Origin of the sequence: Paenibacillus nasutitermitis (assembly GCF_014641075.1) — a bacterium.
Lineage (GTDB): Bacteria > Bacillota > Bacilli > Paenibacillales > Paenibacillaceae > Paenibacillus_Z > Paenibacillus_Z nasutitermitis.
In genome coordinates this window covers 1,203,882-1,226,683 of record NZ_BMHP01000001.1, presented here as the reverse complement: position 1 = coordinate 1,226,683, position 22,802 = coordinate 1,203,882, and the positions used below count along the sequence as shown (strand labels likewise).

Here is a 22,802-nt window from a genome sequence, read left to right as displayed (position 1 = left end):
CGGCCTATTATCAGCCTTCCACACGGTAAACGCTTCTGATGTTTTTGACGACGTCCATCTGCTTGAACGCGTCCAATACTTTGGTTACAGCCGCTTTACTGGCGTCATGGGTAATAATAATGATTTCAGCTTCGGTTATGCTCGCATTGGGCTGCTGTAGAACGGATTCCAGGCTCACCTCGCACTCGGCAAAGGCCTGCGTGATTTTCGCCAGCACACCTGCGCGGTCATCAACATGAAGCAGCATAAAATATTTTGACGAAATCTGCTCATCTGTTTTAAGTTTCTTCAACTTGTAGGTAAGCAGAGCCTGTTTGCCGTTAACGCCCAGCTTCAAATTTTTGACCACAGCTACCAGATCTGCAACGATAGAGGTTGCCGTCGGCATCTCTCCTGCCCCCGCACCGTAGAACATAGTCTCGCCGACTGCTTCGCCAAATACATAAACCGCGTTAAACACCCCGTTGACCGAGGCGAGCGGATGGGAATGCTTAACCATTGTCGGTTGAACGCTGACACTGATAAAGTCATCCTGGCTCTCTGCGATACCGAGCAGCTTCACGACATAACCGAGCCGGCCGGCATACAAGATATCCTCTCTGCTGACCGACGAAATCCCCTTCACATCCACATCTTCCAGAGCAACATTCGAACGGAAGCCCAATGTGGAAAGAATGGTCATTTTGCGGGCTGCGTCCAGTCCCTCGACATCGGAGGTCGGATCGGCTTCGGCATACCCCAACTGCTGGGCCTCTGCCAGCGCTTCCGAATAAACCGTTCCCTCCTGGGTCATTTTCGTCAGAATATAATTGGTCGTACCATTGACGATGCCCATAATTTTCGTAATCCGGTCTGATGAGAAACCTTCAACCAGCGTACGGATAATGGGAATGCCTCCGGCTACGCTTGCTTCGTAGAGGACATCGCATCCATGCTCCTGTGCAGCAGCCAAAATTTCTGGTCCGTGAAGGGCCATTAAATCTTTATTGGCGGTAATGACATGCTTGCCCCTGGCCAACGCCTCCAGGATATACCCTTTAGTCAGCTCGATGCCGCCCATAACTTCCACAATAACGGAAATATCGGGATCATGAATGATATCCCAGGGATCTTCTGTCAGCTTGCCGGGATCAATGTTCACGGCACGGCTCTTGCTGGCATCCTGCACCAATATTTTATCAATCACGATTGGAGAACCTGTCTGATTCTGCAAATCCTCCTGGTGTCCCTCGACAATCCGGACAACACCCGTTCCTACCGTTCCAAGACCAAGCAGTCCAACTTTTACCGGTTTCATGATTTCTCCTCCATCAACTCGTTCTATCCTTGTCCGATCACAGACGCCTTGCGGACGCCGTCCTGCCTGCGGATGGCTTCCATCAGCTCCGTCAGTGTGCTGCCCATTTGCGAAGTATCCACCGAAATGACCACATTGGCCAAACCTTGAAGAGGAATGGTCTGATGAATCGTCAGCACATTGCCCTCCGAGCTTGCGACAAGTCCAAGCACTTTGGATAAAACACCGGAGCGGTGATCCAGATCCATCGATATGGTAACAATGCGTTCACGCTCCAGCTGATTCAGCATATGTACGCCATCCTTGTACTTATAGAAAGCGCTCCTGCTGATGCCGGCGCGCTCAGTCGCTTCGTGAACAGTAGCCGCTTCCCCGCGCTGGAGCATCTCTTTAACCTGAATCGTCTTGACAATCGCCTCAGGCAAAATGTCCTCCCGGACGATAAAAAATCGTTCCGCCACTGATAGTCCTCCTAAGAAAGACATCTGTTCGTCTATAGTGGACATTATAGCGAATATCCGGCGTTGCGGCAATAGGCAATTCCATGTAAACCATAATGCCTATTATACCTGAATCAATTTTGAGAATGATATTATAAGGATCAAAAAAAAAAAGATGAACCGGTATCCTTCCGGCCCATCCCATCGTGGCGCAGGTATTATTCGTAAAAATAATCACTGCCCTCAAAAAACTCGAACGTGAAATCGCCGATCCGGACCGAATCCCCGTCCTTCGCTCCGATTTTCCGCAGCTCAGCGTCGACGCCCATCTTGCGCAACGTACGGGCGAACCGCAAGACCGCGTCATGCGTGTTCAGGTTAACGCGTTTCATAAATTTCTCGATAGCAGCGCTCCGTACCACGAACCCTTCATTTTCCTTGCCGACGGTAAAGGACTCGTCTTCCTGTTTCTCCAAGGTATAAACCTTACGTTCGGCCACATCTTTTACCTCATCGATAAGCGGCATTTCCGGTACCGTTTCGAGCAGATCAGCTGCTTTGTACAGCAGCTCCTGTACGCCCTGCCTGGTCAAAGACGACATCGGCAGAATTTCGTAATTCATGCCTCCGTCCCGTTCAGCCAACTGCTCGCGGAACAGCTCCAGCTGATCCGGCGCGTCCGGCATGTCCATCTTGTTGGCGGCAATAATTTGCGGGCGATCGGCCAGAACGGGATTGTAGAGTGCCAGTTCTTCATTTATTTTGTTCCAGTCCTCAAAAGGATCTCTACCCTCGGAACCGGACATATCGATGACATGTACGATGACGCGGGTCCGCTCAACATGTCGGAGAAAATCATGCCCGAGTCCGACGCCTTCATGGGCGCCTTCGATCAGTCCCGGCAAATCCGCCATGACGAAGCTGCGTCCATCGCCAACTTCGACTACGCCAAGATTTGGCGATAATGTCGTGAAATGATAAGCGCCGATTTTTGGCTTCGCTCCCGAAACAACGGAAAGGAGCGTAGACTTGCCTACGCTTGGAAAACCGACCAGCCCCACATCGGCCATCACCTTGAGCTCCAGAACAATCCAGCGCTCCTCGCCTTCTTCCCCATTCTCGGCAAAATCCGGCGCCGGATTGCTAACCGTAGCAAAACGGCAGTTGCCGCGTCCGCCGCGTCCGCCGCGAGCCACAACAATCTCTTGCCCATGCTGGGTCATATCGGCTATTACTTCCTGGGTATCGTCATTAATGATAATGGTGCCTGGAGGTATCCGGACAATCATATGCTCCGCATTGGCTCCATGCATGCTTTTCACTTTGCCGCGCTCGCCTTTTTCCGCTTTGAAATGCTTCTGGTACCGAAAATCCATCAGGGTACGAAGCCCTTCATCCACACGAAAAATAACGTTTGCTCCCCGTCCGCCGTCACCGCCAGCCGGTCCGCCCTCGGGTACATATTTCTCACGGCGGTAGGATACGATTCCGTTCCCGCCGTCCCCGCCTTTTACAAATATCTTCGCTTTATCGACAAACATGCCCCAGCCTCCGTTTATTTCACAAGCTCCGCATGGAGCGTCAGGTTATCCGGCTCGACATCCGTGCCGGCTGCTTTCAGCGGCGAATTGATTATCGCACGCTTGCATTTATGCTTCCATTCCTCTTTATCATTCATTCCGCCGTCATAATGAAACGAAGCGGTCATTGTATTCTCGTTGAGCGACAGATCGACCATCAGCTTGGCCACTTCTCCTGAGCCTGTGGCTACCGCGTGCCGGTAGGCATCCAATATATCCTGAAGGGTCCTAGCCGCGCGTTGTCCATCCAATCCACGCTCGGCCAAATTCAGGTCGCCGTCGATTTCAAGATCCAGTTCAACAGCATGCATTCTCGTACGAAAGGACTGGAGGTAGACGACAAGCGAGGGAACGCCCAGTTTGGCGATCTTGCTCTCAATCATCATCCGTTCCCTTATCTGTTCCACACACTCAGCAGCTTTCTCAGCTTTCTTCATCCGAATGTAACCATAAAGCACCTGCAAATCGTTCATCCAGTCATGACGGTGATGATTTAAGGTGGAGATGGATAATGTTTGCAGTTCACGAATCAGTCGGGCTTCACGGCAAGCCTGTTCTTTTCGATCACACCATAGCCAGAGCAATCCGGCAGCCAGAAACCAGACAACGAAACAGGCCAAAAGCCAAAGCTCAGACCGCCAGATGAGAACGGCAGCGGCTGGGAACAGCAGCGATGCGGCTGCACAAATCCTGATCAGTTTATAGCGACTCATGGACCGATCCTACTTTCCTATTCTTTCCTTACCTTTACCAGTATAGCACATGCTTCCCGGCAGACGCTAAAGGAAAAAAGGAAGCCCCGGCCTGCGTACAGACCGGGGCGAGCTTGATTATTGCACTTCGACTGCCGCAGCTACCGGAGCAGCTTCGACCGAGTATACGCTGACTTTCTTGCGTTCACGTCCCCAGCGTTCGAACTTCACAACGCCTTCGATCAATGCGAATAATGTGTCATCTTTGCCGATTCCTACATTATTGCCCGGGTGGATTTTAGTTCCGCGTTGGCGGAACAAGATGCTGCCCGCTGTTACCACTTGACCGTCCGCGCGTTTAGCGCCGAGACGTTTCGATTGGCTGTCGCGACCATTTCTTGTGGAACCTACACCCTTCTTCGATGCAAACAACTGAAGATTCAGTTTCAACATGGTTGTACCCTCCTTTGTTAACGAATTTGTTGACGGATCTGAACGAACTTCCCGTATGAGGCCACGATTGTGGAGAGCATGACAATCATCGATTCCAGCAGCAGCTGAACCCTTTCGTTCACAGCGGGATCACTCTGCTCCGGAATGTCCGACTGCAGCCACCCGTTGTCCATAGAAGCCGGGAGCTCCAAGCCTGCAAGCTCTTCAATTGCGTTGACGGTACCGACCGAAATGGCGGAAACCCCTGCACAAACGATATCCTTGCCGGGCTTCTTAAACTGGGCATGTCCTTCAATCGCAAATGATACGATTCGTGAATTCTCGGCGGAATGCCGCAAAATAGTGATCGTAATCATTGCTCAGACCTCACTTAAGACTTAATCGCGCCAATCGTTACTTTCGTATACGGCTGACGATGACCTTGCTTACGACGGTAGTTTTTCTTCGCCTTGTATTTATAAACGATAATTTTTTGACCTTTGCCGTGTCTCTCAACTGTAGCTGTAACAGTAGCTCCAGCCACAACCGGAGTTCCGGTTACGAGACCGTCTTTATTGGAAACAGCCAGTACGCGGTCGAACGTTACGTTCTCGCCATCACCGGCGTTCAATTTCTCGATGTAAAGAACATCGCCTTCTTGAACCTTGTATTGTTTACCACCCGTTTCAATAATCGCGAACATGTAGTGCACCTCCTTATTGTCGAAGACTCGCCTGATGCAGGTGCCTCCGGCGGACCGGATGGACTTGTGAACCTGTTCTGTGCGGTAAATGGCTGTAGAAGGAAATCCCTAATCCACAGGCACCATAATATATTATCACAGGAACAGAGACAATAGCAACTATATTATTAAGTTTTGGATGCGATTAAAATGTTTTGCTGCCCGTCACTTTTGCAGCATTCACTCTTCCTCTACCCTTGCATACCGGGCAAATCTCCAGGAGTTGGCTCATCGCATGCTCCCGGACCTTCTTGCGGGTCAGCTCCAGCAATCCGAGGCGGGTCCAGCCAACCACTTGGCATTTGGTGCGGTCATGCCTCAGCAGCCCCTCCAGCAGGCGGGCGATCTGCTCGCGATGCGTTTCCTGCTCCATATCTATAAAATCAATAATAATTATTCCGCCGATATCACGCAGCCGGAGCAGTCTGGCAATTTGCTCTGCTGCTTCCATATTGGTCCGGAAAACGGTATCCTCCAGATCCCGCGACCCGACAAATCTGCCCGTATTGACATCGATTACGGTAAGGGCTTCCGTCTGATCCCATACCAGATCCCCGCCGCAGACCAGTCGGATGCGGCGATCGAAGGCCTCCTGCAACTGATGGTTAACCTGATAGCGGTTCAAAAGTCCGACCGAAGAGTGACTTGCATGTGCTTGATCATAAAGCCTCAAACGAGATTGCATGGTTGGCGCCATTTGTTTGATGAGGGCTTCCGTTTCCGTATAGAAGTCCTGATCGTCAATCCATAACTCATCCAGCTCCACGGAGAGCAAATCCCGCACAAGGCGGTGGGAAAGGCCGGCTTCCCGGTGAAGCTCTGCAGGTACTGCCGCGTCCGTCGCTCGGGCTTGGATTCCCTGCCACAGCTCGCGCAGAAAACGTACATCCGCCAATAGGGCATCACTGTTTTCACTCTCCGCCGCAGTCCGCAATATGATGCCCTCTTCCGCCTCCCGGTGCCGTTCCCCAAGCGAGCGCAGCCTTGCACGCTCCTGCTCCGTTTTTACTTTTTTGGATACGCCGACATAAGCGGCATGGGGCATATACACAAGAAATCTGCCCGGCAACGAGAAATGCGTGGTCACTCGAGCGCCTTTGCCGCCTAATGGTTCCTTTACGACTTGCACGAGAATTCCCTGTCCTGCCCGCAGTAGCTGGGTAATGGCCGGCTTCTCTTTGGGCTGCTGCTCCAAATGGGGATGAAGCACATCATCAATATAAAGAAAAGCATTCTTGGCCAGTCCGATATCTACAAACGCCGCTTGCATGCCAGGGAGAACATTCACGATTCTTCCTTTAAAAATACTGCCCACAAGCTGATTGGCCTTGTCTGCCGTTTCCATATAGAACTCAGCTAATCGGCCATTGTCTAGAATTGCGATTTGCAGCCTGTCCTTTTCTTTATGCACAAGCATCTGCTTCATCTTTTATTTTCACCTGCCCAGTAGGTGTTCTGGGTCTTATTTTACATGAAAAGCTCCAAAACTGCACGGTCAGCCTTTCCTTCCGCCAAATAACCGTTCACCAACTGCTGCTCCGGAAGCACGGCGACGATGTTTCCCGGCTCTTCCATCACAACAATCAGATGATAGCTGTCGCGTCGGAACAGACGCAGCGCGGAGGCGATGGAATGACGCTTCGAGACCACAATCGGCAGCGCCCAGCCGCCGAGTGCCATCGAACGGGAGGAGACGTCCGCACGGTGTGTCAGAAAGCGGATAAAGAGAAACGGGATATGCCGGTAGGCTGTCCAGTTTGTCAGCAGCAGAAATAACCCGACCGCCAGCAAATTCGCCTGGATCCCTCCGCCAGGTTCATGGAATGCGGGAATAACGGCGAAAATGATCATCATACAGCTAAGAACCAGACTGATCCTTCCCATCCACACAAGCGTCTGTCTATGGGGCATCATCCGGCTTAATGCAGCCTGCAGCAGCTTGCCGCCATCCAGCGGCAAAATTGGCAGCAGATTAAACAACCCGATCATTATATTTGCATGCATGACATAGAGGGACCATTCCTGATTCCACAATCCCGTTTCGCCAAAAGCCCAAGCCAATGCCCCCATCCACACATTTTGCAGCGGGCCGGCAATGGCTACGATAGCGTCCTCTCTGGCTGGCAGGTTCGCGCCCTCCTCGACCTCGGCCACACCGCCGAAAGGCAGCAGCTTCACCTCATGGACCGTCCAGCCAAACCCTTTCGCGGCCAAGACATGCCCAATTTCGTGGACGAGCACAATGGCAAACAAGGTAATCAGCTCGACAAAATAACCTGTAGCAATGGACGCCAGCATGACCAGCACAAATAGCGGGTGAACCGACCAGTTTATGCCGTACAACCTAATCAAACGGGATAATGTCGGCGGGATCGACGTACCGGCCTTTCTCCTTCACCGCAAAAAATAACAAGCTTTGTCCGCCCTCCAGAGCTGCCGGCAGCTCTCCTAAAGATTGCCCGGCTTCAACCCAGTCATTCACCGCTACATTCACCTGTCCAAGCCGCCCATACACCGTCATCCGCCCAGTGGCATGCTGAATGACAATGGTTTTACCTGTATCCTGCTCTTCGGACACGAGCAGAACCCGCCCGGTTTCGGCCGACAGAACCGGAGCCGCGGAGCTCCCGGCCAGCTCCACTCCGCTCAGCGTTTCCGCAAACGAGCGGACAATTGTTCCTTGTGGAAGAGGTGCAACCACTGCCAGCGCGACTTCACCTTCGGCGAGCCTGGACTCTCCCTCATGTCCGTCCCGAAACCAGGGGATAAAGGAAGGGGCTCCGGCGAACATCCGGTTATACCAGGATGCGGCCTGTCCGAAATCGATCTGTTCCGTCAGCGCTGAGGTGACCATCGCTTGTCCGCGTTTTGCAATCGGCGTATCAAGACGGAACATCGCAAACACGATAACGAAGATGGCAGCCGCGACAGCGCTCTGAATAAAAAGTCCCTGGATGACAAATGGCTTGCGGGGGTGATCCACTCCGGGATTTGCCGGGACGTTTCGAAGTTTGGTGTGGGGTTTGGGGGCAAGCTCCCAGCCTACGCTTTCCCAAGGATTGGCTTGCGCCTTCCACATTTGTTCCGGATCCGGGCCTTGTTCCTGAAAGTGTAAATCGGACTTTCCTTTTCTTTCCTCGCTGTGGGGATCAGGAAGCGGCTTGACAGACAGCGGCTGTTTCTCCTTAAAGCTGCGGACCGGTATCACCGTCTGGCCCAGCTTCTGGTTCTGCTCCTGCTCCATAATCCGCCGTATCCGCTCCTGTCGGCGTTGACGGATGCCATTGTTCGTATCCATGGCCCATCCCTCCATCTCATCAAGGCTTGTTCATTCATATATATGAGATCGAAGGCTTGTTTATGTTGGGAGTGGCGTTGTACGCGCCAAACCTAAAAAGAACCATTCAGCCGGCAGCTGAACGGTTCTTCTTCCATTTCGAATGCTCACATCTACCAATCGCTTCCCGGCACCGTATTTTCCGTATGCCTTCCAGGTGATCAGCATTCAGCCCAGCCCGAGAAACTTGCGGAAACGCTTCATAACGCCGGTCTTTTCTTCAAGCGGCATGAGCGGCACCATATCGCCCAGCATACGGCGGGCGATATTCCGGTAAGCGATTGCTGCACGGGAGGTAGGATCCATTACAGTCGGCTCCCCTGCATTGGCTGAACGGATGACTTTCTCGTCATCCGGAACGATTCCCAGCAGATCGATAGCCAGCACCTGGCAGATCTCATCAATATCCAGCATATCACCCGTGCGGACCATATTGGCGCGAATCCGGTTTATGATCAGCCTGGAGGAAATCTGGTTCTGCTCCAGCAGGCCGATTACCCGGTCTGCATCCCGGACAGCGGCGTTCTCCGGAGTTGTAACAATTATTGCGCGGTCGGCTCCGGCAATGGCATTGCGGAAGCCCTGCTCAATTCCGGCAGGACAGTCGATGACAATATAATCGAATTCTTTTTTCAACTCCAGCACAATATCTTTGACCTGTTCCGGGGTGATATCGTTCTTATCCTTGGTTTGGGCCGCAGGCAGCATGTAGAGCTCGTCGAAACGCTTGTCCTTGACCAGCGCCTGATTCAGTCTGCAGCGTCCCTCGGAAACATCAAGCAGGTCATAAATAATCCGGTTCTCCAGCCCCATTACCACATCCAGGTTGCGCAACCCGATATCCGTATCGACCATACAGACTTTTTTCCCTACCAAAGCAAGTGCCGTGCCCAAATTGGCTGAAGTCGTTGTTTTTCCGACCCCGCCTTTTCCCGATGTTACCACGATCGCTTCTCCCAAGCTTAACACTCCCCCGCTGCAACCATTAAAGCTTCCCCTGGAGGCGACGCTTCAATTGGCAGTCTAAGTAACGTTGTACCAGAAGATACGGCATATACTCCGCACAGGACCCGCGATGCCAATTCGCACCTGGGAATTTCACATGGCGGTGTAACAAGATTCTTCCCTCTTCTATGGATCCGGCCATTCTATGCTTTAAAAATAAAAGATTGATTGCGAATACGATACAGCTGCGTCATTTTGTCAATCTTCATCATGCCGTCATTTAAATAGGCAAATTCCATCGCGGCATCGCCCGTCATCCATTCATCCGGGGGTCTGCTGATCACTTCGCTGATCCGCAGTTGGGTGGGTCTGAGCAGGGAAGCCGCAATGATGGCTTCCGTCTTGCCTGCCGTGCCGGCATGCGCCAATCCCCGGAGTGATCCGAGAACATATATATCGCCCGTACAAAGAAGCGAGCCCCCAGGATTCAAATCGCCCATTAGCAGCAAATTGCCATGATGCTCAACTGTTTGACCGGATCGGATAATGCCCGTCAATACACGAAGATTATTTCCTTCATCAATCTCCGGCTTCTCCTGCGCGTCGCTTTCCACCGACTGGACAATAAGATTGCCCTGCTTGCGAATAACGGATTTAATCTGATCCTTCTCTTCCTCATTGGCCAGACGTGTGCCCAGCTTCACATGAACATGAACGATCGGACCGGTCAGCAGCTGTTGATGCGACTTTTCCAATTTATATTGCAGTTCTTGAAGCAGCAAGGAAAATTCGCATTGGTCGTCGAGAAGGAATACTAACCCTTCTTTAACACCTTTTATTGTAATATGCTGCTTCTCGGTCACGCTCGTCCCTCCTTCTCTGTCAGAATATGAATGTGAGTTCAACAAGTACGTAATTAAGTACCGAGAAGGTTGAATAGACATGGAATGAGACGCGAACCGGACGTTTTGAACAACCTCTAGTTAACGATTCTTTTCCGAACCTCCCGATTCCTGCCTAGACCGGTTATTCCTCTTCATCTTCTTTCTTCTTTTTCAAACTTCCCTCGAACCATCGCCTTGCCGGCACATACATAAGCAATGCAAACAACAGCTGAAGAAACAGACTTGGGAGGATATGATGGAAGATGGCCCATTCATAAGACAAGGTAGTGAGCTTGAAGACGCGATAGATATAATGGATGATCGTCTCATACAAAAAAGTAAAGAAAGCAATCATGGTCAAAGCCATCAGGAGAGTGCTCCTTCTGCCTTCCAGCAGCAAGCCGCACAAATACCCGACAAGCGCAAATGTAAACGAATCAAGACCGATAATCCGCCCGTAAAACGCAATATCATGCAGCAGGCCGAAGAAAAAGCCAAGAAGGAGCGCCGAATGTCGGCCCCTGTACATCCCGGCCAAAAGCACAAACGCCAATACGAAATGCGGGACCACGCGGCCTACCAGATTATCCGGGAGCAGCCAGTAAAAAAGAGTTCCTTCCGAAAAAAAGAAAAGCAGCATCACAAGAATGATTCGTTGAATGCTCATTTCGTCTCTTCTCCCGGATTGGGAACTTTCACCACAAATACTTCCGTCAGATGATTAAAATCCGCCGCCGGCGTTATTGTTGCGGTGTTGGTCAGACCAAAATCGCCAACCTGAACAGAGTCCACGGTTCCGACGATCAGGCCGCGTGGAAATACATTCGCAAGCCCCGACGTGATCACGGTATCGCCTTTGGCAATGGGATCGTTTTCGGGTATTTTGCTCATAACCAATTTGCCTGTGTCCTTGCGGTAGCTTTCAATCATGCCAAAGGACTTTTTCTTATTCTCCGCGGTTGCCGGTATTTGCTTGGTACTGGCATCCAGCGAATTGGCATCCAGATCCGTAATCGGCATGACCGAGGAATAGAACGGATCCACCCGGCTGATCAACCCGACCAGACCTTTGGTCGTGATCACAACCATATTCAGTTCAATGCCGTCTTTGGATCCCAAATCAATACGGATCGTTTGGTCGTAAGGATCATTGCTGGCGGAAACGACCTGGGCGATTATGTATTCATATTCATATAGGCCTTTCTGCCGCTCGGTAAAACCGAGATCCTCCTTCAAGGATTCATTTTGTTCCTTGATTATATTGAATTTGACCGAATCTCTGGCGTAATTGGCCGCATTCACGCGCAGGATTTCGTTCTCCCGGTAAACATCCCGCAGGTTGGCCAAATCTTCAAACAAGCCCGCGATATAACCTGCGGGCCTGTAAAACCACTGCTGCACAAAAGCGCTTGAATCAAGCACAAAGTTTTCCGGCCAGGTGAGCTTCTTACGGTCGCCAATAGAGAAACCCATCACGGCAACAAAAACGATAAATCCAATCATCAGAACAAACATGCGTCTTTTACGCATCCAATTAAACAATTATGATCACCCGTCCATTCCGCTCATCCGATTCCTATCCGGACTTTATCGTTTGGAACGAGAAACCGGGCCGCCCCGCGTTTTAAATAAGTCAATATTATCAAGCGCACGTCCAGTTCCAATCGCAACACAATCCAGCGGATTTTCCGCCACAATAACCGGCATCCCCGTTTCACGGGCCAACAATTTATCCAGGTTGCGCAGCAAAGCGCCGCCACCGGTCAACACAATTCCACGATCCATAATATCAGAGGAAAGCTCCGGCGGGCATTTCTCCAGTGTTACTTTTACAGCTTCCACAATAGAATTAATGGTGTCCAATAAGGCTTCTGTTATTTCTCCGGAAGAGATCGGCAGCGTTTTGGGCAGACCGGATACAAGATCGCGGCCCCGGATTTCAATGGTCTCCGGCTTGTCCAACGGCAGCGCAGAGCCAATTTCCATCTTGAGCTGCTCTGAAGTACGCTCACCGATCATCAAGTTGTACATGCGTTTAATATATTGAATGACCGCCTCGTCCATGTCGTCACCGGCAATCCGGATCGAACGGCTCGTTACGATGCCGCCTAGCGAAATAACCGCTACTTCAGTCGTACCGCCGCCAATATCGACGACCATGCTTCCTGTGGGTTCCCAAACCGGAAGGTCTGCCCCGATCGCAGCAGCAAACGGCTCCTCAATCGTGAAAGCTTCTTTCGCTCCCGCCTGCTCCGTCGCTTCTTTCACGGCCCGCTGCTCCACCGCCGTAATACCCGATGGCACGCATACCATAACATTCGGATGACGCGGAAAAAATGAACGCTGCTTCTGCGCCTGGCGAATAAAGTATTTAATCATGGTCGCGGTTGTTTCGAAATCCGCGATCACACCGTCTTTCATCGGCCTTATTGCCCGAATGTTGCCCGGCGTACGACCAATCATTTTTTTGGCTTGCTCGCCCACGGCTTCAATCGTTTTTGTATCTGTACGCAGAGCAACCACAGAGGGTTCTCTTACGACAATCCCTTTGCCTTTTAAATAAACAAGCGTATTAGCCGTTCCAAGGTCAATCCCCAAATCCTTTGTGCCACCGAACATGATAATCTTCCTTTCTCTTCTTAAGGCAATCCATCCTATTATATTACATACAACCTTGCTCCTTCAAACTGATAAACCGATTGTCACCTATTACCAGATGATCAAGCACATCGATGCCAACCAGCTCGCCTGCTTCCACCAGCCTGCGCGTCAGGGTAATATCCTCCGGACTCGGCGTAGGATCGCCGCTGGGATGGTTGTGCATGCATATAATCGACGCGCTGCTGCACTTGATAGCTGCCCGGAACACTTCCCGGGGATGCACGAGCGACGCATTTAATGTTCCAACTGACAGAGTTTCATGATGAATGACATGATTTTTGGTATTCAAAAATAAACAGACGAAGTGCTCCTTCTTTAAATAACGGAGCTCCTCCATCATAAAGTTCGCTGCATCAGAAGGCTTGCGAATGGTAAATGTTTCATTCTGTTGACTGCGCGCCAGACGTCTTCCCAGCTCTATGCCTGCACGCAGCTGAACGGCTTTGGCCGGTCCTATGCCGCGTATAGCCGTAAGCTCGTCAATGCTCATATCAACCAGACCGTACAGACTGCCGCATTCTTTCAAAATACGTGAAGCCAGCAGCACAGCGGATTCGCTTCGCGTTCCGGTCCGCAGCAAAATAGCAAGTAATTCGGCATGACTTAACGCTTCTGCCCCAACAGTCATCAGGCGTTCTCTTGGTCGGTCTTCGTTAGGGACATCCTTGAGCACATATTGCCGTGCTTCCATGTCCAGTTCCCGCTTTCTTGTGGCAAATTATCAGTTCTTAGCTCATCAGAATCAGATGACTTCTACGCCGAAGGAGGATAGCATATCCGACAACAGGGAGACCGGCAGTCCGACTACATTGAAATAACAGCCGTCCAGCCTGTCCACAAGCGCTGCTCCCAACCCTTGGATCGCATAACTTCCTGCCTTGTCCATTGGTTCGCCTGTCGCAATGTAGCGCTTGATCCGTTCCGGATCAAGCGGTTTCATCGTGACACGGGTCATTCGGTGGGCAATAAGCTCCCGGCCCGTAGCCGTCTCCAGGCAGGCAACCCCGGTATATACCTGATGTTCCTTCCCTTGTAACAGGGACAGCATCGCATGCGCTTCCCGCTCATTGGCAGGTTTCCCCAAAACGTTCCCGTCTACTACAACAATCGTATCCGCTCCGACAATAAGAGACCGGTCCGCATCCTGGCCGCTCAGCATGGAAACAGCCGCTCTTGCTTTACGCAGCGAGAGTTGTTCGACAATATGGGACGGCGACCAGTCTGCTGGAGTCTGTTCATCCGCATCGGTAGACAAAATGAGAACCGGCAAGGACAGGTCAAGCGATTCGACCAGATCCCGCCGGCGTGGAGATGATGAAGCCAGCACAAGCTGGCGAACTTGGAACGAGTGAGTTGGAAGGGATGCATCCATCTTTGTAGCACTCCTATTGGTTACTTATGCATGTTCACATTTTGCGGTACAGCCAAATGGCTGCAATTAGCCCGATGATGCTGAGCAGGCTTACCTTTAAGCGGATTGTGAGGTCATAGCTGAGAACAATTAAATCCGCAGCGGGCGACCATAGAACTTCGGAGGTTGTAGTCAGGAACGAAAGTCCAGGGACGGGGGCGAGCCAGCGCGACACCAAGGTGCCTGCCAGTAATCCGATTATGATGAATAACAGCAAGATCCAACCATTTTTCTTCATCTTCCATCGTCCCTCGCCATTTTTTGACACGTTCGCTCTATTATACGCTCCAACGTTTCTCTTTACAATGCATCGATAGAAGCAAACCAGGATTTTTGAATGAACACCGCTTCCATCAATGTGTTTTGAATGGACCACAAATGGGCATCGGATGGTTTTTTGGCATATTCCCCGTAAGCAACTGCAGCTTTATTGACTTGCTGAATTACCTTTAACAGCGCTGTCTTTTGCTGTTTGTCCGTCATTCCCTGCTCCGCTGCCGCAGCCGTTTTAATCCACTTCTGATGAAGATTTTCCCAGTCAGCCGAAGTGCTTTTGGAAGACTTATTAAGCTTTTCTAATGTTGCGGCATTCATTAGACGAATGAGTTCGTCGGTTTGTTTGAAAAAACTCACAATTTCTGCTGAATCACCTGTATAGGGGATCGCGGAAAGCCCTGGCCTGTCAATTTGTTTCACGTAAACTTCCATTCCAGTCATGCTTTTGCCCAGCTCTGTTGCTTCCCCACGTTCTGAAGCCATCCCGACATAAACTCGATAATCTTCCCCGCTCTCATAGGTGGTTGCGGCCAAACCTTGTGCCGTCAGTCCCTTTACAGCCTCATCCATTCCTTCCTGATTGCTGAATACGCCATATTGCAGCATAAAATAAGAAACAGCCGGTATGTCCGCCTTGATTTTTGCAGCTCCTGCCGCGGCCGTCCCCTCCGTTTTTGCCGGAGCGCTGCCGGTCTTTGCGCCGTTACTGCTGCCGGACGGTTGATCCGTTGTCCCTGTGGCGCTCTTGCCTGCCGCAGGAACGTCAGCGTTAACGTCTGTTCCTTTCGAGCCGTTTGTGGCACCCGAAGCCGGCAAAACAGCCTTTGTCCCCGTATCCGGGCCCGATGGGACTTCCCCGGTAAACAGCGCCAACACAAAATAACCGAACAACGCTCCGGTCACAACCGCGCCTGCCACCGAAGCAAATACTTTATACCAGGAGGGGTTCCGGCCATGACGATAGACCGTCGCAGTTTGAAAGTAACCCCGCTTGCCTTCAGTCACTGGTAACCCACTTTCTCCTTCAAGTTCAACCGGGACTTCTGAATCTATCATGGGCTGATTCGTCTGTTTTCTTTTGACTATACCTTGCCAGGCTTCATCTTCGGCAGGCCAATTGTCCACACTATCGTAAGGATTATAGATCGGAAGTGGGGTTTCATAAGCATTTTCCCACGCATGCACCTTACTCTCTTCCGGTGCCGCTTCTTGCTCCGAGGCGGATTTCACCTGGGCAGGTTCCATGCCTTTCTTCACTGTGCGCGGTGTTAATGCAGGAGCGGATTTTATTACCGGCTCGCGGTCCGCCTCGCGGATCAACTGCTCCAGCGCATGGGGATCATTCTGAAACGGGCTGTTCCAGGTGCCTCTCTCCGTTGTGAATTTAAGCTCTTCCCGATGAATCTGCACGACATTGGAATGGTTCGCGTTCTCCTTGTTCTCCGGCTCCCGCTGCTCATGAGCTCCGTTCTGCTTGTCGAAGCGGTACGTAATGCGTGCTTTTGAATTCATATCACTCTCTCCTTGTCCACATTCTCTAGTAATAGTCTATGGAGAGATTAAGAGATTTATGCCAAATGCCCTCCCTAAATCCCTCCCGAGGAGGGACCCCAAGGGTCTTCGACCCTCTGGACACCCGATCTAACTAACGTTGGAGTTACAGAGAACCGGCTGTAAGTGACAACGTGCTTGGATCGTTTTTCGTCCCTCTCGGGACACACTTCCTATTTGCGCTCCCGGGTCGCCTTGTGGACTTCGTCCTTTAATAACGTCGGAGGGACTCAGACGCGTGTCATGTACGATGTGTAAAGATCGTTTTCGTCCCTTGGGGGACACACTTCCATTTTTCTAATGCCCTCCCTAAATCCCTCCTGAGGAGGGACCCCAAGGGTCTTCGACCCTTTGGACACCCGGTTTAAATAACGTTGGAGTTACAGAGAATCGGTTGTAAGTGACAATGTGCTTGGATCGTTTTTCGTCCCTAACGGGACACACTTCCTGTCTGCGCTCCCGGGTCGCCTTGTGGACTTCGTCCTTTAATAACGTCGGATGTATAGTGACGCGTGTCAGGTACGATGTGCAAAGATCGTTTTTCGTCCCTCTCGGGACACACTTCCATTCTTCTAGTGCCCTGATGCGGTAAAGTGATAGTGGGTCCCGAACGGGACGTAATCGAGGCCTAGCTCGCTGTATCTTATCCGCTTGGGTGCGCCGCTCACATTAGACATTCCGGGTGTCCAGAGGGCCGGGGCCCTTGGGGTCCCCCTCTGGGGGATTTAGGGGGGCATACGGTCCCGGACGGGACGTAAACGAGGCTTAGCTCGCTGTAACTAATCCCCTTGGGTGTGCCACTCACGTTAGACCATTCCGGGTGACCAGAGGGCCGGGGAGCTTGGGGTCCCCCTCTGGGGGATTTAGGGGGGGAAATAGAAAAAACCCTCCGGGAAGCTCCCGGAGAGTCGCAGGGGGATTTAGGCATGTCTGGATGCAAGTAATCGGGCGAGTCCATCGGCGACTTTCCAGATGTCTCCGGCCCCCATGGTAATAACCAGATCGCCCGGTGAAACATGTTTGGAAAGCTCGGCGAGTACCTCTTCCTTCGTAGGAAGGTAGGTGGTGTTCGCGTTGCTGTTTTTAACGATAAGCTCGACCAACTTTTTCGAATGAACACCTTCGATCTGTTGTTCCCCAGCCGGGGAGTAGATGTCCGTGATGATCACCTCATCCGCCTCGGAGAAGGCACGGCTGAACTGATCGAACAGAAAAAAGGTTCTTGTATAGCGCTGCGGCTGAAACACGGCAATTATCCGCTTGCCTGTCGATTTGGCGGCGCTGATGGTCGCCTGAATCTCGGTAGGATGATGCGCATAATCGTCTATGACCAGAATATCATTAACCTCGCCAAGCACCTGGAAGCGCCGCTTTGCGCCCCGGAACCCGACTATGGCCTCGGCTACTGCGTCGAATGGTACGCCCGCTTCCAGGCATGTGATAATCGTCGCCATCGCATTATAAACATTATGTCTTCCAGGAACGGACAAATTGACACGCCCCAGCTTCTCTCCGTGCTTCGTCAATTCAAACGATACTTTGCGGTCGCCAAGCTCAATATCCGCTGCCGTATACACCGCTTCCCTATCGATGGCGTAGGTGATAATACCTTCGCTGCCCAGCGGACCTGCTTCCAGATTAGGAAGCATATCCTGCAGGTTTTCGTCATCGATGCAGATAATTGCCTTCCCATCATCTTTGACCTGGCTTAAAAACTGCACATAAGCGGCCTTCAGCTTGGTGAAGTCACCATCGTAATTTTCCAAATGATCCGGCTCGATGTTGGTAACAATCGCGATTGCAGGATGGTATTGCAGGAAGGAACCATCGCTTTCATCTGCTTCCGCCACTACATATTCGCCCTTCCCGGCCTTGGCGTTGGTGCCTACATTAATGATCTCTCCACCAATGATGTAGGTGGGGTCCATTCCGCAGTTTTCCATAACGAGCGCGATCATCGATGAGGTCGTCGTCTTGCCATGAGCGCCCGCAACAGCCACGCCTTTTCCGTTATTCATCAGTCTCGCAAGCATTTGCGCACGATGCAAGATCGGAATGTTCAGTATTTCTGCTTCTTTGCGTTCCACATTGTCGCGGGGCAATGCTGTGGAATAAACAACCAGATCGGCGCCTCTCACATGCTCCCGCTCATGGCCAATATAGATCCGTGCCCCGTTAGCCGCAAGCTTCTCGGTGAGCTCCTGTCCCGCGACATCGGAGCCTGATACTTTGTACCCCATTTCCAGCATGACCCGAGCAATGGCGCTCATACCATAACCGCCGATACCGATGAAATGTACGTGTTCTGCTGTATTCAAAGACGGTTCACCAACCTTTTTCAGAATCCATATTGTAGAGCAATTGAGAGCGGACGTCGGCAATCAAATAGAGCGTTCCGGTCACAACCGCCAAATCGGTTTCACCGGTCAACAACTGAAGCCGCGCGAGCGCTTGCTTCCAATTCGGTTCTACGATGAGCTCGAAGGGACGGCCGACTTCCTCCCTCATCTCCCGGACGATTTCCGCCAATGCTTCAGCCGACATCGCTTTACGAAAATCAGGCTCGGTTACCACGAGCGTATCCACTAGAGGTAGTATATGCCGCAGTGTGTCAGGATGATTCTTGTTCGCCAGCATACCCACCATCAGATGAATCCGGTCATAGGTATAAGTGTCGCGCAGCGCTGCCGCCAGCGTCTGTGCGCCCTCTGGATTATGGGCGCCATCAAGCAGCAGCCGGGGTGACTGAAGGACCATCTCCAGCCGGCCAGGCCAGGCGGCTTCGCGCAGTCCTTGCCTGAGATCCTCATCTTCCATCACAAGCGCATAGTATTGGCGCATGACTTCAAGCGTCATCACCGCAACCGCGGCATTGGCGCGCTGATGTGCCCCATTGAGTGTGATAGACAAATCATCAATCGAACGAAACACTCCGTTGAAACGGAACCGCTGCTCGTCTTCCTTGACCGCTATCGGAGTCTCGCTGAATTTCTCGCCGAACAAATACAAGGAACTGTTTTTGGCTTTGGCCGCAGAAGCAATAATCTCCGCAACTTCCGGCTGGCTGACAGCGCTAATGACGGGAACGCCAGGTTTAATAATCCCCGCTTTCTCAAGAGCGACCTGTTCAATCGTATCGCCCAGAATATCCATATGGTCATGTCCGACATTCGTTATGATTGAGACGAGGGGGTTGACGATATTCGTTACATCAAGCCTTCCCCCGAGTCCCGTCTCCCAAACTACGAAATCCGGATAAACCTCCGTTGCATAGTACAAAATCGCAAGTGCGGTCGATACCTCAAACATGGAAGGAGAACCCAGGTCCGATTTGGCGATGTCCTCCACAAGCGGTTTGAGCCTATTGGCCAACCGAAGCAGCGATTCCTCCGGAATATCCACGCCGTTGTATTGAAACCGGTTCGTGAACTTGGTGATATAAGGGGATGTATATGTCCCCACATCATATCCTGAGCGAATCAACACACTGGTCAAATAGGCGCAGACAGAACCTTTGCCATTTGTTCCAGCGACATGTATAAACTTCAACCGCCGCTCCGGATTGCCGAGCCGTTCCATCAGGAGCTCAATACGTTCCATGCCCGGACGAATACCAAGCGGTATCAGTCCTTCTATCCAATCCCGCGCATCCTGATAGGTTGCCAGCCCGCCGTCAGCGGACTCGAGAAACTGATCTGTCATAAGTTTTCCGTCCTTCTTCCTCTATAACCTTAGCTGTTCCTGATGACACTATTGAGCTGATTATAATTAACCGCGAAGCTCGGCCAATCTGGCTTTTACTTTTTCCCGTTTATCCGCATAATCGGCCATTTTAGCCCGCTCTTCATCAATGACCTTGGCAGGCGCTTTGGCCACGAATCCTTCATTGCCCAGTTTCTTCTCTACTCGCTCGACTTCGCTGGTCAAATTCTGAATTTCTTTCTCCAGCCGCGCAATCTCCTGGTCAATATCAATCAGTCCGGCCAGCGGCAAATAAAGCTCGGCCCCTGTAATCACTGCCGTCATCGCTTTATCCGGCGCCGCTTGGCTCATGTTGATCGCAAGGCGCGATGTCCCGCAGAAACGGCTGACAAATTCTTCATTGCGGTTGAGAATAGCCGCTTCCGCTTCTCCGGAAGGTTTAATCAGCAATTCGACTTTTTTGCTCATCGGCACATTGACCTCTGCGCGGATATTACGGACCGAGCGGATGATCTCCATAAGCAGATCCATTTCACGGACAGCATCCGCCGCTTCCAGCGCAGAATCATAAACGGGCCATGAAGCAAGCGTGATCGTCTCGCCTTCATGAGGCAGATGCTGCCAGATTTCTTCACTAATGAACGGCATGAAAGGATGGATCAGGCGCTGAGTACGGTCCAGCACATAAGCAAGAACCGATTGTGTAGCCCGTTTGGCTTCAGGGTCGCTGCCATACAGGTTCAGCTTCGCGAACTCGATATACCAGTCGCATAAATCATCCCAGATGAAGTTAGTCAGCAGCCGGCCGGTCTCCCCAAACTCGTAACTATCAATAAGGCGCGTAACTTCACGGGTGGTTTCGTTCAACCGGTGCAGAATCCAGCGGTCCGCTGTGCCGAGTTTTCCACTGATATCAATATCAGCAACTGATACGCCCTCCAGATTCATCAGCGCAAACCGGGATGCATTCCAGATCTTGTTGGCAAAATTACGCGCTTGCTCAACTTTCTCCCAGCGGAAACGCAAATCCTGGCCAGGCGTGCTGCTCGTTGAGATCATGAAACGCATAGCATCTGCGCCATATTTCTCAATTACTTCAAGCGGGTCCACCCCGTTGCCTTTGGATTTGGACATTTTGCTTCCATTCTCGTCTCGTACAAGTCCGTGCATCAGAACGTCCTGGAATGGTTTCTGGTCCGTAAATTCAAGCGCAGTGAAGATCATGCGAGCTACCCAGAAGTATATAATGTCATAGCCGGTCACGAGCACGTTCGTTGGGTAGAAGCGTTTCAAATCCTCAGTCTGTTCCGGCCAGCCAAGCGTCGAGAACGGCCATAATGCGGAGCTGAACCATGTATCCAACACGTCCTCATCCTGCCTCAGCGAAGAGCTTCCGCATTTATCGCAAGTGTGGATATCCTCGCGGGCAACAAGCAGTTCGCCGCAATCTTCGCAATACCATGCCGGAATCCGGTGACCCCACCATAGCTGTCTGGAAATGCACCAGTCGCGGACATTTTCAATCCACTGCAAATAGATTTTCTCAAAACGGTCCGGCACAAAATTAACGCCGTTGCCCGCACGCTGAGCCTCAATGGCCGCCTGCGCAAGAGGCTTCATGGAAACAAACCATTGCGTAGACAGATAAGGCTCAATTACCGCTCCGCTGCGTTCGCTGTGTCCCACTTGATGGATGTGATCCTCGATCTTGAGGCAAACGCCCTGGTCCTGTAGATCCGCCACAATGCGTTTGCGGCATTCCGCACGGTCAAGCCCTTTATACGGCCCCGCTTCATCGTTCATTGTGCCACTCTCATCCATCACCACTATTTGAGGCAGATTATGGCGCAATCCCACCTCGAAATCGTTAGGGTCATGGGCCGGCGTTATTTTAACTGCTCCGGAACCGAATTCCTTCTCTACATATTCATCGGCAATAATCGGAATCTCCCGGCCGATAATGGGAAGCACAATGACCTGTCCAATCAAATGCTTATAACGGTCATCCTCAGGATGAACGGCAACGGCAGAATCGCCGAGCATGGTCTCAGGGCGAGTCGTCGCAACGGTCAGAAAGCCGCCTTCATCCTTAAGCGGGTACTGCAAATGGTACAGATGCCCGTTAACCTCTTTGTATTCAACCTCGATATCGGATAGCGCAGTGCGTGCAGCCGGATCCCAGTTGATGATTTTTTTGCCGCGGTAAATCAATTTTTTCTCGTATAAGCGTACGAATACTTCTCTCACTGCACGGGAGAGCCCTTCATCTAGAGTAAAACGCTCACGCGAATAATCCAGCGAGAAGCCCATTTTTCCCCATTGCTCATGAATGGTCTCAGCATAAAGCTCTTTCCATTCCCAGACCTTCTCCAGAAATTTATCACGCCCTAAATCATACCTGCTGATTCCTTCCTCGCGAAGCTTCTGCTCCACTTTGGTTTGGGTGGCAATGCCCGCATGGTCACTTCCGGGAAGCCATAACGTGTCGAATCCCTGCATCCGCTTGGTACGGATCATGATGTCCTGAAGGGTGAAATCAAGCGCATGACCAATATGCAGCATCCCCGTCACATTGGGTGGTGGAATCACAATCGTATAGGTCTGGGCATCAGGGCGTTTGCCCGCTTCAAAATATTTTCCCTGCAGCCAATATTCATACCACTTGGCTTCCGAGGCTTTTGGATCATACGTCGTCGGCATCTCTGTCATCATTTGTTTTTCTGACATGGCTAATTACCTCCAATATGTTTGCAAACCGGACCAGGCATTGATGCACGCTCCAGTTGTGAATACGCAATGACAAAGCCTATGAAAGGAGTCATATTCTTCCAAATAAAAATAAACCTTCCGCC

At 51.5% G+C, this 22,802-nt stretch carries 22 protein-coding genes; all 22 read right to left on the bottom strand.

Translation table 11 applies throughout. The features are described 5' to 3' along the window. Positions 1-10 precede the first annotated feature (10 nt). Positions 11-1,297 (bottom strand): homoserine dehydrogenase, encoded by a 1,287-nt coding sequence (locus IEY46_RS05130; protein WP_188989769.1) that lies wholly within the window; start codon positions 1,295-1,297, stop codon positions 11-13. A 23-nt stretch (positions 1,298-1,320) separates the two neighbouring features. Continuing rightward, entirely contained in the window at positions 1,321-1,758 is a 438-nt protein-coding gene (locus IEY46_RS05125) for an ACT domain-containing protein (RefSeq protein WP_188989767.1), read from the bottom strand. Positions 1,759-1,955: 197 nt separating this feature from the next. After that, on the bottom strand, positions 1,956-3,278 hold the full coding sequence (obgE, locus tag IEY46_RS05120) for a GTPase ObgE (RefSeq protein WP_188989765.1): 1,323 nt from the start codon (positions 3,276-3,278) through the stop codon (positions 1,956-1,958). 14 nt (positions 3,279-3,292) lie between these two features. Further along, positions 3,293-4,030 carry a Spo0B domain-containing protein gene (locus tag IEY46_RS05115; RefSeq protein WP_188989763.1) on the bottom strand — a complete coding sequence of 246 codons (738 nt, stop codon included), beginning with the start codon at positions 4,028-4,030 and terminating at the stop codon, positions 3,293-3,295. Between the two features lie 117 nt (positions 4,031-4,147). Then, complete coding sequence (rpmA, locus tag IEY46_RS05110) at positions 4,148-4,462, bottom strand: 50S ribosomal protein L27 (protein ID WP_188989761.1); 315 nt, start codon at positions 4,460-4,462, stop codon at positions 4,148-4,150. 17 nt (positions 4,463-4,479) lie between these two features. Next, on the bottom strand, positions 4,480-4,818 hold the full coding sequence (locus IEY46_RS05105) for a ribosomal-processing cysteine protease Prp (RefSeq protein ID WP_188989759.1): 339 nt from the start codon (positions 4,816-4,818) through the stop codon (positions 4,480-4,482). Between the two features lie 14 nt (positions 4,819-4,832). Next, positions 4,833-5,144, bottom strand: coding sequence for a 50S ribosomal protein L21 (rplU, locus tag IEY46_RS05100; RefSeq protein WP_188989757.1), 312 nt, complete (start codon positions 5,142-5,144; stop codon positions 4,833-4,835). Positions 5,145-5,328: 184 nt separating this feature from the next. Next, a complete protein-coding gene (locus tag IEY46_RS05095) occupies positions 5,329-6,609 on the bottom strand; it encodes an Rne/Rng family ribonuclease (protein ID WP_188989755.1) in 1,281 nt (426 codons plus the stop codon). 41 nt (positions 6,610-6,650) lie between these two features. After that, positions 6,651-7,535, bottom strand: a complete 885-nt coding sequence (locus IEY46_RS05090; protein ID WP_188989753.1) for a site-2 protease family protein — start codon at positions 7,533-7,535, stop codon at positions 6,651-6,653. Further along, positions 7,528-8,481, bottom strand: coding sequence for a M23 family metallopeptidase (locus IEY46_RS05085; RefSeq protein ID WP_188989751.1), 954 nt, complete (start codon positions 8,479-8,481; stop codon positions 7,528-7,530). The genes IEY46_RS05090 and IEY46_RS05085 overlap by 8 nt, the downstream gene beginning before the upstream one ends. A 207-nt stretch (positions 8,482-8,688) precedes the next feature. Further along, the gene (minD, locus tag IEY46_RS05080) at positions 8,689-9,480 is read right to left on the bottom strand and encodes a septum site-determining protein MinD (protein WP_188989749.1); all 792 of its coding nucleotides are present in this window, start codon (positions 9,478-9,480) and stop codon (positions 8,689-8,691) included. Positions 9,481-9,668: 188 nt separating this feature from the next. Further along, the gene (gene minC / locus IEY46_RS05075) at positions 9,669-10,328 is read right to left on the bottom strand and encodes a septum site-determining protein MinC (protein WP_229750073.1); all 660 of its coding nucleotides are present in this window, start codon (positions 10,326-10,328) and stop codon (positions 9,669-9,671) included. A 163-nt stretch (positions 10,329-10,491) separates the two neighbouring features. After that, complete coding sequence (gene mreD, locus IEY46_RS05070; protein ID WP_188989745.1) at positions 10,492-11,016, bottom strand: rod shape-determining protein MreD; 525 nt, start codon at positions 11,014-11,016, stop codon at positions 10,492-10,494. Continuing rightward, a complete protein-coding gene (mreC, locus tag IEY46_RS05065) occupies positions 11,013-11,891 on the bottom strand; it encodes a rod shape-determining protein MreC (RefSeq protein ID WP_229750072.1) in 879 nt (292 codons plus the stop codon). The genes mreD and mreC overlap by 4 nt, the downstream gene beginning before the upstream one ends. A 45-nt stretch (positions 11,892-11,936) precedes the next feature. Further along, positions 11,937-12,968, bottom strand: a complete 1,032-nt coding sequence (locus tag IEY46_RS05060; RefSeq protein ID WP_188989740.1) for a rod shape-determining protein — start codon at positions 12,966-12,968, stop codon at positions 11,937-11,939. A 43-nt stretch (positions 12,969-13,011) separates the two neighbouring features. Next, positions 13,012-13,701: a RadC family protein gene (gene radC, locus IEY46_RS05055; RefSeq protein WP_188989738.1), complete on the bottom strand. Its 690-nt coding sequence runs from the start codon at positions 13,699-13,701 to the stop codon at positions 13,012-13,014. A gap of 51 nt (positions 13,702-13,752) precedes the next feature. Then, positions 13,753-14,382, bottom strand: a complete 630-nt coding sequence (locus tag IEY46_RS05050) for a Maf family protein (protein ID WP_188989735.1) — start codon at positions 14,380-14,382, stop codon at positions 13,753-13,755. Between the two features lie 34 nt (positions 14,383-14,416). Next, complete coding sequence (locus IEY46_RS05045) at positions 14,417-14,659, bottom strand: DUF4321 domain-containing protein (RefSeq protein WP_188989733.1); 243 nt, start codon at positions 14,657-14,659, stop codon at positions 14,417-14,419. Between the two features lie 62 nt (positions 14,660-14,721). Continuing rightward, positions 14,722-16,209 (bottom strand): SPOR domain-containing protein, encoded by a 1,488-nt coding sequence (locus IEY46_RS05040; RefSeq protein ID WP_188989731.1) that lies wholly within the window; start codon positions 16,207-16,209, stop codon positions 14,722-14,724. Positions 16,210-17,168: 959 nt separating this feature from the next. Beyond that, the gene (murC, locus tag IEY46_RS05035) at positions 17,169-18,566 is read right to left on the bottom strand and encodes a UDP-N-acetylmuramate--L-alanine ligase (RefSeq protein ID WP_188989729.1); all 1,398 of its coding nucleotides are present in this window, start codon (positions 18,564-18,566) and stop codon (positions 17,169-17,171) included. A 7-nt stretch (positions 18,567-18,573) separates the two neighbouring features. Beyond that, positions 18,574-19,950, bottom strand: a complete 1,377-nt coding sequence (locus IEY46_RS05030) for a bifunctional folylpolyglutamate synthase/dihydrofolate synthase (RefSeq protein WP_188989727.1) — start codon at positions 19,948-19,950, stop codon at positions 18,574-18,576. A gap of 66 nt (positions 19,951-20,016) precedes the next feature. Further along, positions 20,017-22,677: a valine--tRNA ligase gene (locus IEY46_RS05025; RefSeq protein WP_188989725.1), complete on the bottom strand. Its 2,661-nt coding sequence runs from the start codon at positions 22,675-22,677 to the stop codon at positions 20,017-20,019. Between the last annotated feature and the right edge of the window lie 125 nt (positions 22,678-22,802).